General features: G+C 52.2%; 13 protein-coding genes. 11 read left to right on the forward strand and 2 right to left on the reverse strand.

Annotation, left to right across the window (positions count from 1 at the left end):
* Window positions 1-68 precede the first annotated feature (68 nt).
* The 6 genes from ABIK48_07180 to ABIK48_07205 are packed head-to-tail and all read left to right on the forward strand — an operon-like array spanning window position 69 to window position 5,759.
* On the forward strand, window positions 69-3,023 hold the full coding sequence (locus ABIK48_07180; protein ID MEO0021936.1) for a CapA family protein: 2,955 nt from the start codon (window positions 69-71) through the stop codon (window positions 3,021-3,023).
* 30 nt (window positions 3,024-3,053) lie between these two features.
* Window positions 3,054-3,704, forward strand: a complete 651-nt coding sequence (locus tag ABIK48_07185; GenBank protein ID MEO0021937.1) for a thioredoxin family protein — start codon at window positions 3,054-3,056, stop codon at window positions 3,702-3,704.
* Between the two features lie 32 nt (window positions 3,705-3,736).
* Window positions 3,737-4,294, forward strand: coding sequence for a sigma-70 family RNA polymerase sigma factor (locus ABIK48_07190; GenBank protein MEO0021938.1), 558 nt, complete (start codon window positions 3,737-3,739; stop codon window positions 4,292-4,294).
* 49 nt (window positions 4,295-4,343) lie between these two features.
* Entirely contained in the window at window positions 4,344-4,754 is a 411-nt protein-coding gene (locus ABIK48_07195) for an anti-sigma factor (GenBank protein ID MEO0021939.1), read from the forward strand.
* The gene (locus ABIK48_07200; protein MEO0021940.1) at window positions 4,754-5,218 is read left to right on the forward strand and encodes a hypothetical protein; all 465 of its coding nucleotides are present in this window, start codon (window positions 4,754-4,756) and stop codon (window positions 5,216-5,218) included. Before ABIK48_07195 ends, ABIK48_07200 begins: the two co-directional genes overlap by 1 nt.
* A 19-nt stretch (window positions 5,219-5,237) precedes the next feature.
* Window positions 5,238-5,759, forward strand: coding sequence for a Spy/CpxP family protein refolding chaperone (locus tag ABIK48_07205; protein ID MEO0021941.1), 522 nt, complete (start codon window positions 5,238-5,240; stop codon window positions 5,757-5,759).
* Window positions 5,760-5,816: 57 nt separating this feature from the next.
* Here ABIK48_07205 and ABIK48_07210 read toward each other — a convergent pair whose 3' ends face one another.
* Window positions 5,817-6,983 (reverse strand): hypothetical protein, encoded by a 1,167-nt coding sequence (locus tag ABIK48_07210; GenBank protein ID MEO0021942.1) that lies wholly within the window; start codon window positions 6,981-6,983, stop codon window positions 5,817-5,819.
* Window positions 6,984-7,039: 56 nt separating this feature from the next.
* Complete coding sequence (locus ABIK48_07215) at window positions 7,040-7,843, reverse strand: GxxExxY protein (GenBank protein MEO0021943.1); 804 nt, start codon at window positions 7,841-7,843, stop codon at window positions 7,040-7,042.
* Between the two features lie 623 nt (window positions 7,844-8,466).
* On the opposite strand from ABIK48_07215, the gene ABIK48_07220 reads away from it, so the two are divergent.
* The 5 genes from ABIK48_07220 (at window position 8,467) to clpB (ending at window position 15,680) form a co-directional block, all read left to right on the forward strand.
* Complete coding sequence (locus ABIK48_07220; protein MEO0021944.1) at window positions 8,467-9,318, forward strand: type II restriction endonuclease; 852 nt, start codon at window positions 8,467-8,469, stop codon at window positions 9,316-9,318.
* Window positions 9,302-10,366, forward strand: coding sequence for a DUF262 domain-containing protein (locus ABIK48_07225; protein ID MEO0021945.1), 1,065 nt, complete (start codon window positions 9,302-9,304; stop codon window positions 10,364-10,366). The genes ABIK48_07220 and ABIK48_07225 overlap by 17 nt, the downstream gene beginning before the upstream one ends.
* Before the next feature lie 46 nt (window positions 10,367-10,412).
* Window positions 10,413-10,982 carry a hypothetical protein gene (locus tag ABIK48_07230; protein ID MEO0021946.1) on the forward strand — a complete coding sequence of 190 codons (570 nt, stop codon included), beginning with the start codon at window positions 10,413-10,415 and terminating at the stop codon, window positions 10,980-10,982.
* Complete coding sequence (locus ABIK48_07235) at window positions 10,966-12,867, forward strand: hypothetical protein (protein ID MEO0021947.1); 1,902 nt, start codon at window positions 10,966-10,968, stop codon at window positions 12,865-12,867. Before ABIK48_07230 ends, ABIK48_07235 begins: the two co-directional genes overlap by 17 nt.
* Before the next feature lie 266 nt (window positions 12,868-13,133).
* Complete coding sequence (clpB, locus tag ABIK48_07240; protein MEO0021948.1) at window positions 13,134-15,680, forward strand: ATP-dependent chaperone ClpB; 2,547 nt, start codon at window positions 13,134-13,136, stop codon at window positions 15,678-15,680.
* Window positions 15,681-15,828: the final 148 nt, after the last annotated feature.

Consider the following 15,828-nt stretch of genomic DNA (forward strand, 5'->3'; position numbering starts at 1 on the left):
GCTGGAGCCGGCAACTGAAGTTTGACCCGCACCCCCAGCCGGATAGAATTAAACTTGGCGGACTGATCATGAACGGACTGCTTCTTTTTCTGCTGGTAACTGTCAGCCCGCCTGCCTGTGCCGATACGGTTGAAAACTTTGAATCGGGCACAGTTGAACTTTACTCATTTCCCGGCGAGGACCAGGACCCCGACCTCTGGCTCCTGGATTCCACCAGTACCCATCAGAGCTCGCACTTCAGCCTGAAACTGCTCGGCAACACCTGGAAGATTGAGCCGGTTATCCCCTTTACCCTTGACACAAGCACGGTGCTCTCGGTTGCCGCCTTTATTGAGGCGGTCGGCGAAATCCAGGGCTTCGGTCTGATCGGTGAAGGCGAAACCCTGCTTTATGCGTTTGCCGGCCGGGAAAAGGTTGACCCCAGCCGCTGGATCACCGTTTATCAGGGCGCGTTTCCGGTCCGAACCTGGAATGTGTATCTGCTCCCCGTGGGCGAAGACTGGCTTGCCCGGTTCGGCCGGCTTGCACCGGTCAGCGGTCTGGTATTTGTCAATGACCACGACAGCAGCCGCACCGGCAGTGTGCTCTTTGATGACATCCTGAACATCACTGCCGACCTGCCGGTCCCGCCGGAGCTGGAAATCTGGCATGAAATCCGGTCCGGGATCAAAAATCGCGACGGCACCTGGAGCGTCACGGTTCAGTTTTATTCCCGGGTGACCGACCCCGACTCCCGCCATCACTTCTACTTCTGGTCCTTTGGCGACGACTCCACCAGTCAGGACTCCTGTCCTCTGCACACCTACAATGTCCGCGACGATCACCTGTTTACCGTGCTCTGTCAGGTCAGCGACTCCACCGGCAGATGGGCACGGGATACCACCCGCGTCCGGATTGAAACCGGACCGTCCAGCCTTCCCCTGAAACTGAACTTCACCGGTGACATCATGCTTGCCCGCAGATATGAACAGCCCGGCGGCATCATTGATACACTCGGACCCGAGGGTGTTTTTACCCGGGTCCGGCACCTGCTGGCGGACAGCGCCGACCTCACCGTTGCCAATCTTGAATGTCCGCTCACGGACCGCGGCACACCCCATCCGACCAAACCGATCGTCTTCCGCGGCCGGCCATCCAATGTCCGGGGTCTTGTCTATGCCGGCATTGACCTCGTCTCACTGGCAAACAACCACATCCTCGACTACGGTCGGGAAGGGCTGATTCAGACCTGTCAGGTTCTGGACTCCTGTGGCATCAGCAACTGTGGTGCCGGTGAGGACATCTATCAGGCATTTCAGCCTGCCTTCATTGTCAAATCCGGCACAAGCCTCGGCTTCCTTGCCTTCAGTGACCGGACCGGCCAGTATGACAACTACCAGCCCTTTCTCAACGCCGGCTACAACAAACCCGGATTTGCCGAGCAGGACAGCTGGCGGATCTTTCAGACGCTTGCCCGCACCCGCACGGTTGCGGACTTCGTCATCGTCCAGCTCCATACGGGGGAGGAGTATCAGGAGACACCCGGTTTCAAGGCGGATGATGAATGGTTCTCACCCCGGGCAGAAAGACCATCAGACCATGGCCGTGCCCTGCGTCACCGCATCATTGAAAATGGCGCAGACCTGATCATCTGCCACCATCCCCACATCCTCCAGGGAATCGAGGTTTATCAGGGAAAGGTAATCGCCCATTCGCTCGGCAACTTCGCCTTTGACCAGGAGTATCCGGAGACCTATCCCACCGTAATTCTCCATACCCGGCTTGATGAACAGGGGTTCCGGCACTTTCGCCTCATCCCGGTCTTCATTGACGACTACCTGCCCACACCCGCAACCGGTGAGCTGGGGATTGCGATCCTGCGCCACCTCGCCGCGCTTTCCCGGGAACTGGGAACATATGTAATTGTCAATCCGGAATCGGTGCTTGCCACCGTCATCCTGGACACCCTTCGCCTCTGCCGTCAGTACCAGGATGTCACCGACTCAGCTTTCATCCTGCCCGATTCCGGCTGGTTTGTCTCCCCGCCCCGGCACCTGGACGCAAATGCTGATATCAGCCGGCTCGTCAGCATCAGCCCGGCAGCAGACTGGCAGTTCCGGCTCGGCCGGGACCTGGTCTGGTTCGGCAACATGGAAAATGAGGGGGCGACGATGTGGCTGCTGAATCAACCCGATGAGTTCTATGACCCGCTTGCGCGCCGCGGCAGCCGTTCCCTTGCCCAGCGCCGCACCGCCGGTACCGGCACCATCATCACCAACCTTGAGGAGCGTTATCCCCTGCCTCCTGACTCCGGTGATCTGACCGTCTACTCCTGGCTCAGGGGTGAAAACGCCGGTCCGGCAAATATCAGGCTCAACCTCTACTCCAGCCGCAGCGCCGGTCTACCGGTCCAGACCTGCAGCCTTGCCACCCGGTTTTCGGGCACATTTGACTGGCGGTTTGAAACAGGCTCCACTACCCCGCTGGCAAATGCCGGCTTCTTTGATCTCTGGCTCACCAGTGCCGGTCCGGACTCCGGCACCGGGATTGCCCGGTTCGACGACGCCGGCGTAATCAAGTGGACCCCATGGCAGGATTTTGTGCCCGGGACCGAAATCCCGACCCCGAACGAATACAGCTGGCTCCAGCTCCGCACCCGGACCGGCGCCACTCAGGCACAGCTCAATTACCAGACAGTCAACTACCGGCTTATGACCGGTGTCCGAAGCCCGGCTCCTTCTCAACCCGCACCTCTGCCCCTGCTTTCAGTTCAACCCTCCCATTCCCGGGTTCAGACAGTAATCAGCTATCACCTGCCCCGCACCTCCCGGGTCCGGCTTGCGGTTTACAATTCTGCCGGACAGAAGGTCAGGACCCTGGTCAACCGGCTCCAGCCCGCGGGTCCGCACCAGCTTGTGTGGGATCTGACCGCCAACTCCGGCAGACCACTGCCCACCGGCACCTACATCCTTCTACTCACCACTGAAAACGGCACCGCAGTCCGCCGGCTGATCCGGCTGAACCCCGGAACCCAGAACCGGTGATCTGCCAGTCTAATATAATAAAGGAGGCTTATGTCACTGCTTAACGATGCGGTTAAGATTCAGGCACAGCAGATACTTAACAAACTGCCCAACCCGGTAAAAATCCTCGTCTTCACTCAGGAGATGGAGTGTCAGTTCTGCCGGGAAAACCGCCAGCTGGCTGAGGAGCTTGCCGGACTTTCAGATAAAATCGTCCTTTCAGTCCACGACTTCCAGCAGGACAAAGAAACTGTGGAGAAATACCGGATCGAACGGGTGCCGGCGCTGGTGCTTGAAGGGGAAAAGGACTACGGCATCCGGTTCTACGGCATCCCGGCCGGCTACGAGTTCACCACCCTGCTCAATGCGCTCCAGATTGCGGGCAGAAGAGACAGCGGGCTCAAACCCGAGACCCGGGAAAAACTGAAAACGATCACCAGTCCGGTCAAGATTGAGGTCTTTGTCACCCTAACCTGCCCCTACTGTCCGATGATGGCGGGTCTGGCACACCGGTTTGCCATGGAAAATGAAAACATCACCGCCACGGCAATTGACGCCCAGGAGTTTCCGGTGCTGGCAAACTATTATCAGGTCAGTGCGGTGCCGAAAACGGTGATCAACGGTCTGCACCAGATTGAGGGTGCACTCCCGGAAGAACGGCTTCTCGCCGAACTGCTGAAAGTTGCCGGAGCACCGCAGTGATCAGCCCTCTGCCGGGTCTAATTGTATAACTGGTGCCGGATTCACAACTGAGCGATGAACAGCTGGTTCGGCAGGCACAGCAAGGCGACCTGAACGCATTTGAACAGCTGGTCCGGCGTCACCAGCAGGGACTTCACGCCTTTATCTACCGGATGGTCAGCAATCAGAGTGATGCTGAAGAACTTGCCCAGCAGGCGTTTGTCCGTGCCTGGCAGAAGCTTGCCGGTTTCAAACACGAAAGCAGTTTTAAAACCTGGCTCTACCGGATCGCCATCAACCTCACCCTGAACTTCAAAACCCGGACCCGCCCCACCGAAGAACTGAGTGAACTCCAGCCTGCGGAGCCGGCAACTGAACCGCAGACCGACTATCACCGGCGCCAGCAGGAAGAGCTGATTCAGCAGGCACTGCTCCAGCTCCCTGCTGACCAGCGGACCGCGCTGGTGCTAAAGGTTTATGAAAATTTAAGTTACAATGAAATTGCCCGGGTTATGGGCAGATCGGTGCGGGCGGTGGACTCCCTTTTAGTCCGTGCCCGTGCCCGGCTCAGGACCCTGCTTGAACCTGCCCGGCAAAGGGGGCTTTTGTGAAAACACCGCAGGAAAAGACCGACCACCGGGGTCTAATCAAATGAAGTATATGAAATGCTCAAAGGTGCGCAAACTCCTGTCCCGGTTCCTGGACAACGAACTGTCCGGACCAGGGCAGGAGGCGGTAATCCGTCATCTCGCAGAGTGTGCCGGGTGCCGGCAGGAGTATGAACTGCTCCAGTCAGATCACCGACTGCTCCAGTCGGCAACCGTGCCCGAAATTTCGCCCTATTTCACCGCCCGCACCCTTGCCCGCATCCGCACCCTCAAACCCGCACCCGTTCTGCCGAAACTCGTCTGGCAGACTGCGGTCTCACTTCTGATTCTTGCCGGTATCGGACTGGGCATCCTCCTCGGCTCAACGCTGGCAGGAGGTTCAGGCACCGGCTCCGAACTGGCGGCGCTCAACGCCGAGCCCTCAATTGAGGAACTGTTTACACCCGGAAACGGAGGCAGATGATGAAAACCCGCTGGCTCTACATCCTGCTGGCGGTGTCGCTGGCGATCAACCTTGCCGCCCTCGGCAGTCTCGCCTGGCTCCGGCTGCGCCGGCTCAACCGGCGGGTCCGGCTCCTCCGCCAGATCAAACAGCTCGCCCCGCAGCGGATCGAACCGCTCCTTGACGCCTATCATCTCCAGATGGACTCCCTGCGCCTGGAATACTGGCGCGCCCGCAACCGGCTTGCCCGGCTGGCGCTGGAGGAAAACCCGGAAAGTGCCGAAGTGGAACGCACCCTGAAAACCATCGGTGAAATTCACCAGCAGATGAACCGGCTCGTGTATGAAACCGGCAGACAGACCGGGATGATTCTCCCGCCCGAACACCGGGAACGGCTGCGCCGCGGCTGGTGCCGGATGATGGAAGGTCCGGTACCGCCACCGCCGGGACCAAAACCCTGGAGAGAAAAAATTCGTCGAAGATAAACCGTAAACGGAGGAAAAAATGAAAAGAAGTCACAAAATAACCTTCAGCCTGCTCATCACCGGGCTGATACTGACCATTGCTCCGCTTTCTGCTCAGGACCAGAACGCACCCCAGCAGCCGATGCCGATGATGCCGATGATGGCATCGGAAATGCCCCAGCTCACTGATGCCCAGCGCGAACAGCTCCAGAGTCTGCGCATCAAACACCTCAAGGAGATTTTGCCGCTGGAAACCGAAATCAGAATCAGGGAGCTGGAACTCCAGACACTCTGGGAGGCAGATAAACTGGACTCCAAGGCGATCATCGCCAAGGTCAAAGAGCTCAGCGAACTGCGCAACAAACTGGAACTGGCACGCGTCAACCACCGGCTGGAGATCGCCCAGCTCCTCACCCCTCAGCAGCGCAAGCAGATGCGCCACATGTTCGGCATGGAAATGGGACCGGGAATGGGCATGGGCAGAAGGATGATGCGCCGGCACCGCTGCATGGAAGAGAACCAATTCGGACCGAAAGAGCCGAACTGCTGCCCGCAAAGATAAGGTGCCTCCTTTTCTCGGCTCGGTCAGGAACCGCCCCCTGCGGGGCGGTTCTTTTTTCTACTCCTGGCGGTAGACACACTTTCTGATCACAATCTCATCCAGATATGCCCCCTCATACTCAGTGCTGAGATCACTGTTAAACACCCAGCCCAGCCAGACCCGCTCCCGGCCGCAGACACTGCCCACACCCGGCACCTGAGTCAGATCCAACTCCACCCGCTCCCAGGAACGGATATTACCGCCCGCCTGACCACAGACATAATAAGTGACGCTGTCTAACATCACAAACCAGAACAGCATGTCATGGCCGTATTCCGAATCAGTCCAGTGCCGGAACTCAACCCGGGCACTGTCCGCATCGGCAAGGGAAAACGGACCGTAGATGGCAAATGCTCCCAGCTGCGATGGATAGCCCTGAGGCGGCTCGCGGCTGGAACCGGCACACCAGATACTGAACCTGCCTGAATACTGCCGGTAACCGGTCGTATCCCAGGTCGGGTCACCCCGCACCTGCCAGCCCGGGCCCGGAAACCCCTGCTCAAACCCCTCATTCAGCACCGTTACCCACCGCCGGCAGACATCAAACCGCAGTGTCTCTGCCGACCATCCGCTCGTATCGCCATGGATATCACGCGCCTGCGCCCGGATAAAGTAGATCCCGGTATCCTGAAATACATGGGTTAAGCCGAAATATGCGCCCGAACTGTCATAATTGCTCCAGGCTGAAACGGTGCCATCACCCCAGTCAAACCGCACCGCCACCGAATCCCCGTCCGCATCCACCGCACGCACCCGGAACCGGTACTCATAGCCCGCCACTCCGGAGTCCGGTCCGGAAAGACTCTCCGGCACCGGCGGGCTCTGGACAATGGTAACCTGATACGGTGCTGACCAGCGCGACTCCAGACCCTGGATGTTCCGCACCCGCGCCCGGACCGAATGAACACCGGTGGTGGTGAAGCAGAGATAATAATGGACCGTCTCGACATCCCCAAAATAGGCGGTCCAACTCTCCGGTGCATTACTGTCCACCATTACCTGATAACTCAACCGCCGGCCCTCGGCTCTGCCTCCGGTCAGACTGATAAAAAAGAAACTGTTAGTATACCAGACTGACGGACCGGAGACGACCGGTGGAGGTAACTCCTCCTCCTTTGGGGAACAGACCGGTCCGGCACCGATGAGCAGAAACAGAAAAATCAACACCCGCCAGCTCTTTTTCATATCTCCTCCTCTATCCATAAATTTCAGCCCGGTCAACCATCGAACAAACAGCCCGGCTAACTGACCGGGACAACCCTGACCTTGCCCTCAGTCCCTGACGGAATCGCCACCAGATACCCCCGCTTCAGACCGAAATGGCGCACCAGCCCGGCAAACTCCATGACCTGCTCTGCTCGCTCCGCCTCATCCCGGTAAAAAACCACCTGTGCCACCTGACTGCTGTCAAACACAAAATCAAACCCGACCTCATCCACCGGATGGCACTTGTAAAGCAGCTGATAATTAGCCGATGCAAACCGCACCCCGGCAAGCCGCAGCTCCACCCCGATCGCTGCCGGAAACAGCTTCTCGGTTCCCTCCCGGTAGATAAACTCCGAACCGAAATATTCAAAAACCGCCTTTGCACACCGGGTCAGCAGTCCGGCGCTCACCTTTGCCCCCCTGCCCGGCTTCGGTTCCACCACCTTCCGCTCCACCCGCTCCTTTGGTGGCGCCACCTCCTCAACCAGCACACTGTCGCCAAAACTCAGCACCACCCCCTGCCGGATTCCGAGCGATGCCATATAAACCTGCGCCTGCCGGATATGCGCCTCACCAATCCGCTTCACCGCCTTCAGCTCCACGACCGCCTCCGCCTTGGAAACCCCGGCCCAGAGCGGATTGAGAATCAGATCCACCCTGCCCTCGGAAACCTTGTAACCCTTGTAAAGAATCTCAAAATTCCGCTGCCGCTCATAGGCGATCCCGCGCAGCCGCAGCTCATGCGCCAGCGCCTCCTCATAAACCGACTCCCGGTAGCCTGACCCCAGCACCGAGAACACCTCATCGGCAGCCGACTTCAGCTGATTCAGCCAGCTCACAAACGACCTCCTTTCCTTTTTCCGGCAACAGCTCTGCCCCGGAAAAACTTCATACCGCAAAAAATAGCCGGCAGAAAGCCCCTGTCAACCCCTGCCACCATCCCCACAACCCTCCAGCATCAGAACCAAAAACTCATATTCCTCCCCAATTCCGCCACACTCTTACATTTTTAACCAGAGACCGCCACCACCCCAACCACCCAAGCCACCCCAACCCACAAAATCCGCACCGCTTAACCCCAAACCACCCGCCCCTGCCACCACGGTCGGGGGAACTGCCCCCAGACCAGGGTTTTCCGGGGTACAACTCGCTATCACATTGTAAAAAATAAATTTACAGAAAAATCCGCACCCCCGCAAAAATGGCTGTGGAATCTGGCGCCCAGAGGGAGTCTAAAATTTAAATGGACCACAATACAACCAGCCAAGGCTTTAACTCATATTAAACCGCCAGCCGAAAGAAAAACTTGACAAAAGCACGGTACTACTAATAATGCCTATGAACAGATGTATTGTACATTGAAACCACAAGCCCCCAGTTCCATTGTGGAGCGAATTGCAAATTCACAAGAACACTCTCCTTGCAAAAGCAATGAATTCCGCAGCAAATAAGCTAACTGAAAATGAGTAATTTCGAAATAGGTTCCCGCACTGCCAAAGGTGGATTTGCAAACGAAAGGGAAATTTGCAAAAAGTTCAATAATTGGAAAACTGATCCTGAAGCGCAAACGTGGCTTAAAATTATGGGATATGATATAAGGACGATTGATTCCGTAGAGGCGATTTTAATACCCACTCGTATAAAAAAAGAGGGGGCTGAAAAGTTGGGATTTAAAGAGTCTTTTGAAAACCTGATGAAGTTCAAGAAAGCGGATGCACAAATAAGGGTTATAATTACAATCGGCAGAATTGTAAAAATAGAAAACCTATCGTTAAAGAAAGCTAACTCCGATGCTGACTACAATCAAGTAGATAAAAGATCGGTTGACTCTTATAAAGAAATCTGGGGATTCGACGATGATGTTGCCTTAGGTTTAAAGTTATTTACAGGTGAAATAGCTCCAAATTCTTACCCTGACATTACGGGAAATAAGAAATTAAGGGACAAAAGAAGGTTGTTTCTTGATGAACTACCGCAAACCTTGCAGGACAAGATAATAAATTTTTTTAGGGAAAATAGAATTCTTGTTGTTTCGGATATTTTAAAAGGGAGGGGCGGGTTATCAGCAAATTGGATGCTTGTTACAAGATATAACATAATTGATGATACTACTACCTGGACATTAAAGGATATTAACACCGCGATGAATTTCTTCGGTTCGGGTGAAGTAGAACTCTCCCCCAAAGGAAGTTTGTATATCGGAAGGATTACAATGCAAAGGAAAGGCGGAACTCCTGACCCAACAAAATTACAATTTAAAATAAAACCGTGTGAATTGTTTGATATGGAGGCTCAAAATGAAAATTATTTTTAGACCCACCGAATACTCAATAAATGATTTTTTAGCGTGGGCACGACAAGGCGGACTGGAATTATCCCCGAAATTTCAAAGGAGACGAGTATGGTCCGAAAAAGCAAAATCTTACCTCCTGGATACAATTGTAAGAGGCCTCCCCATGCCACCTGTTTTCATTAGAGAGAAAATTGACTTGGCTACGCGCAAAACTACGAGAGAGGTGATCGACGGTCAGCAGCGGCTGTCTGCGATATTAGATTTTTTAAACGACGGATTCAAAATATTAAAAACTCATAATGAAGAGATTGGAGGAATATATTTTAGCCAGTTGCCGGAAGACATTCAACGTGAATTTCTGACATATCAGATAACTGTTAACATCGTCCAAACAATGGACGATAGGGACATTTTGGGGATTTTTGCAAGGCTAAACAGCTACACTGTGCCTTTAAATAAAACAGAACTTTTAAACGCCAAATACTTTGGAAGATTCAAGCAGCTGGTCCACGATTTGGCACACGAGCATTACACCTTCTGGATCGAAAGGAAAATCTTATCAGATAATAAAATTGTCCGTATGGGAGATGTGGAGCTTGTCTCCGAACTGGTTATTGCAAGTTTGGACGGAATAAAAGGGAAGAAACAGAAGGAAATAGAAATATATTACAGAAAATATGATGATGAATTCGATCAAGGGGTAAATATTAAGAATAGATTTAGAGAATGCATAACCGCAATAGATAACATTTATGGGGATCGTCTTCCTGATTCTCGCTTTCACGGTATTCCCTTGTTCTATTCCCTTTATTGCCTAGTCTATGATTTGATATACGGTCTGCCAAATTCAGAGAATCAAAAGAGAATAGGCACATCCAGTTATCCGAAAATAAAGAACGCTCTGGAAGATCTAGAATCAATTTTAGGTGAATATGATAATAGCAAGTCCATGGAAATACCAGATGATATTAAAAAATTCAAGGAGGATTACACTCGGCATACAACAATAAAAGATATCCGGAAAAGGCGCCATAATTTTCTACTTAATTTCATTAATAAATATTTATGATATGCCTTCTGAGCTCAATAGATGTAAAATTAATTTACAGGACCAAATGGAAAATAGTTTTGAAATTTTAAGGACGGTAAATGGAATTAACCCCCAATTACCCAAAAACGTAGTCAGCTCAGTGTATGAGCTTTCATTCCTAAAAATGTATCTGGCATGGGAATGGTTTTTGGAACGAACTTTCATTCTTTATATGCTCGGCGAGAAAACCGATAAAGGCTATTCTCCAAATCGCTATGTGAACCCCCGAGACGAGGAAAATGCTTATGATATTATAAAAGGCGGTGCTCGTTATCCTGACTGGTTAAGCGTGGATTTAGTAACAGAAAAAGCCAAAATTTTTTTTGAAAACGGCTCTCCATTTGTTGAAGCCCTTAAAGAAAAAGCCAATATAAACGATGCATTGAAACAAATGAAGCACATAAGAAATATGATAGTCCATATTTCACGTTATGCAAAGAGAATATATGAAGATTTATTACGAAGGGAATTTGGTTCGAAGCGCGACCTCAGTCCGGGTGAATTTCTCGCTACTATAAAGAAAGAGGAAAAAATTCCTTATATTGCTTATTATAAAAAAATTTTGGAGGCAGCCAGCGATGAAATTGTCAAATAAAGACATGGTATTTGTACTAGCAAAAGTAAAATTTGATTTGAGGGACCCTGATGAAATTTATTTTGCCCAAAGAGAGATAGACGCCCTTTTGGGAACGAAGACCGAATTTATTAAAACCTTAGCCTCGCTTTTTAGGGAAAAACCATTTAACCTGCTTGACGAAACCGTAATTCATTTAATTACGAGGTTAGTTTATCTTGGTGCTGGACAGGGATTTCTGGCGGAAATGCCGTTAATAAACCTAGCGGATGTCGTTAAAAGAGCCACATTCTTTAGAGAAATTTATGTAATTTTTGAATCCACAAATCCCCAAGAACTATTAGAAAAGCTCGGCATAAAAGTTGAAAGAAAATTATTAACTGGCACAAGAGCAGATCCGAACCCCTGGACTCAAATTTTTTTACAGGATTTAAATGAGGCCGATAACAAATTAATAACAGTAAGGTTCTTACCATTCCAGACACTCTTTGAATATGCTACTGAAGTAAAAAAACTGCCTGCCTGTGTGTTTAGACCTCAAAATAGCGAAAATTGGGAAAACTATTTTGCAGAAAAAGAATCTGGAATTGAAAAAGGGCTAAATGAACTGATCAAACATCTAAAGGAGGGATATTACCGCTCACCCCATTTGGGACTTGGGAAAAATCATATAGGTGATTTTGTAGATTGGGCATCTACAGATCTCCGCAAACCTTTTCTGCATTACCTTCACAAGTATAAGGGAAAGGGTGATCCAAGAATATCAAGGGCCCTGATAAATCTTCTGAAAGTTAAAGAGGGCGATACAATACTTGACCCTTTTGTAGGCTCAGGTGCCTTTATCGCTGATGCCCCGACAATGGGAATCAACGCTATCGGGATTGAAATATTAAACATAGGCAGAATGATAGCCGAGACAAAATGCACACTTGGGATTAATCTTAATCAATTAAGAGAAGCAATAATTAGGTTATTTGAATCAATCCAAGCCGGGCTTTCGGAAGGCAATGTTAAAACCAAGTCTATGTTATTGAGGGAGATGCTTAAAAATACGGATAACAGTACTGTTTTGAAAAGAATAGCACCTCATCTTAATAACATATTAATGCTTAAAGAAGAAATTGAGAAAATTAAAGAAAGCGAAATCAGGCGGTTGCTACTGATTCTTCTAAGTCAGCAGGTTGTTGAGTATTCTGAAAAAAATCGCTCTTGGGATATAATTGCTTCATTTAAATCATATGTAGAGGATAGATACTTGGTTCTGTATGCAACTCAAAAAATGGCCCAAATGTTGAATGTGAATTTAAACAAAGCGAAGGTAAAAATCATTAAAGGTGATGCAACAAATATGTCAATGATAAAAAGTGAAACTATCGACGGACTTTTAACCTCCCCCCCATACTTTGATGCATTAGATTACATTGGAAATAATAGAATTTCTATATTGATATTGGGCTTGGAAGAAGATCTGAAGTGGGAATCAACCAAGAAATTTTACGAAGCAAAATATCGTGATGAAAATGAATATGAAACCCTCCCTCTTTTTGTAAATGAAAAGTACTCATCTGTTTCTTTACCAGAATCTAGTTTAAGACTTATAGACTTATTGCGAACATCCCGAAGAATACAAAAAGCCGAGGTGGTCCAAAATTATCTTAAAATGATGAAGCTCTCATTTGAGGAATGCTACAGAGTTCTTAAAAAAGATAAATATTACTTGATGGTAGTGAGTAAGTGCCACTCCTGGGTAATAAATGGAAAAGAAAAAATCATAGAAACATCCCCTATATTGGGAGATTTAGGAAAATCGGTTGGATTCAAACTGATTGATGTAATTGAACATGGCCTATCAAAGGCAGACAAGGGGAAAATAGGGGTGGAAGATATTTTAATTTTCCAGAAATAATTCGCTGCTATATCATTGATTTACATATAAGTCACGCACCGTTTCCGAATAATCAATAGCAATATTTCACCATCACTACCCGGGATAAAAAATAACCGGACAGAATAATCACTGCATTATAAACCCCACCCCACATCACCGTTATAAAGCCCGCCCCAGCCGGTTTGCCCTGCAGATAGCCGCAGGATAAAGCGGGGGATCTGACCTCCGGTCCAGGACCGGCACCTGCACCGAACCGGTTCTGAAAGTGGTCTAAATAATTGAATATGAACATTGATAAGTTTACCGAAAAGGCGCAGGGTGCGCTTTATGAGGCACAGTCGCTGGCACAGCGGCTGGGCCATCAGGAGCTGGATGCCGAGCATATCCTTCTGGCACTGGTAACACAGGATGAAGGGCTGGTGCCCCAGATTCTGGAGAAGCTCGGCACCAGGCCCGAGCATATCCGCCAGCATACCGAGACCGCTCTGCGCGACCGGCCCAGGGTTTCGGGTGGCGGTCAGGTGTATCTCTCCTCCCGTGCCCAGCAGGTTTTAACTGCGGCTGAGGAGGAGGCACGGCGGTTTAAGGATGAGTTCATCTCCACCGAGCATCTCCTGCTCGGACTGCTGGCACTCCGCGACGGTGCGGTTGCCCGGATCTTCCAGACCTTCGGAGTCGAGAAGAACCGGGTGCTTTCGGTGCTGCGGGAGCTGCGCGGGACCCAGCGGGTGACCGATCCGGGTGCTGAGGACCGTTATCAGCCGCTGGAGAAGTTTGGCCGGGACCTGACCCGGCTTGCCCGCGAGGGGAAGCTCGATCCGGTGATCGGCCGGGATGATGAGATCCGGCGGGTGATGCAGGTCCTTTCCCGGCGCACCAAGAACAATCCGGTGCTGATCGGTGAAGCGGGTGTCGGCAAGACCGCCATCGTCGAGGGGCTGGCACAGCGGATTGTCAAGGGTGATGTGCCCGAGAGTCTGAAGGACCGGCGGCTGATCGCCCTGGACCTCGGCGCCCTGATCGCCGGCACCAAGTACCGGGGCGAGTTTGAGAGCCGGCTCAAGGCGGTCTTGAAGGAGGTTGCCGCCTCGGACGGCAGGATTATCCTGTTCATTGATGAGCTCCATCTGATCGTCGGCGCCGGCAAGGCGGAAGGGGCGATCGATGCCGGTAATCTCCTAAAGCCGATGCTGGCGCGGGGTGAACTCCGCTGCATCGGCGCCACCACCCTCGATGAGTACCGGGAGTACATCGAGAAGGACAAGGCGCTCGAGCGCCGGTTCCAGCCGGTCTATGTTGACCAGCCGAGCGTTGAGGAGACGATCTCGATCCTGCGCGGGCTGAAGGAGCGGTATGAGGTCCATCACGGGGTGCGGATTGCCGATGCGGCGCTGGTCGCTGCCGCGGTGCTTTCCAACCGCTACATCTCGGACCGGTATCTGCCGGACAAGGCGATTGACCTGGTGGATGAGGCGGCGGCAAAGCTGAAGATGGAGATCACCTCCAAGCCGGTGGAGCTCGATGACCTGGACCGCAGAATCCTCCAGCTGGAGATGGAGAAGCTCTCGCTGAAGCGGGAGGTGGATGAGGCGTCCCAGCAGCGGCTGGAGGAGATTGAAAGGGAGATCGCCAGTCTCAAGGAGGAGCAGGCACGGCTGACCGCCCAGTGGGAGTCGGAGCGCAAGGTGGTGGAGCGTCGGCGTCAGCTCAAGGAGGAGATTGAGCGGGTCCAGCATGAGATTGAGACCGCCAAGCGGAAGTATGACCTGAACCGGGCCGCCGAGCTGGAGTACGGAAAACTGCTCCAGCTGAAAAAGGAGCTCGGGGAGCTTGATAAACAGGGCAGAAACCACCGGCTGCTGCGCGAGGAGGTGACTGAAGAGGACATCGCCGAGGTGGTGTCCAAATGGACCGGGATCCCGGTGAAGAACCTGCTCGAGTCGGAGCGGGAGAAGCTTTTGCGCCTGGAGGAGGAGATTCACAAGCGGGTGGTGAATCAGAACCGGGCGGTCGAGGCGGTTGCCAATGCGATCCGGCGTGCCCGTGCCGGCATTGCCGAGCGCAAGAAACCGATCGGCTCCTTCATCTTCCTCGGACCGACCGGTGTCGGCAAGACCGAACTTGCCCGCACGCTGGCGCAGGTGCTGTTTGACAGTGAGGAGGCGATGGTCCGCCTGGACATGTCCGAGTATATGGAAAAGCATACCGTCTCCCGGCTGATCGGTGCACCACCGGGCTATGTCGGTTATGAGGAGGGCGGACAGCTGACCGAGGCGGTCCGGCGCCGGCCTTACCGGGTGATCCTGCTGGATGAGATTGAGAAGGCGCATCCGGATGTGTTCAACATCCTGCTCCAGATTCTCGATGACGGCAGACTGACCGACGGCCATGGCCGGGTCGTGGACTTCCGGAATACGGTGGTAATCATGACCTCCAACCTCGGCACCGAAATGGCGCGGGCGGGCAGATTTGACCAGGATGAACTGCTCAGCCTGCTGCGCCGGCACTTCCGGCCTGAGTTCCTGAACCGGGTTGATGAGATCATCATCTTTGAACCGCTGAGCCGGGAGCATATCCGCCAGATTGTTGACCTCCAGCTCGCAAGGCTGAAAAATCAGTTGACAGAACAGGGAATTGAGGTTATAATTAATCCGGGCGTCGAGGATTTGCTCGCACGGGAAGGCTATGACCCGGAATTTGGGGCAAGGCCGTTGAAACGGGTGATCCAGAAACGCATTGAGAATCAGCTGGCAAGGCTGATTCTCGAGAAGAGACCGGAAAAAATTACAATCGGGGTGGAAAACGATGAGCTGATGCTCATACCGGAATAATTTAAAATCTGGAGTTTTGTCGGGAGCAGGTATCCCTCCTTCCCAACCCACCAAAATACCCCCTTGTTTCCCTGCTCCCGACACCATTTTTTATCGGGAAAATCTCTGGCTGGGGCAAATATTTTAAAAGATTTAAACGGTGTGGTTA

It is taken from the genome of candidate division WOR-3 bacterium (genome assembly GCA_039801085.1).
Lineage (GTDB): Bacteria > Hydrothermota > Tepidihabitantia > Tepidihabitantales > Tepidihabitantaceae > JAOABP01.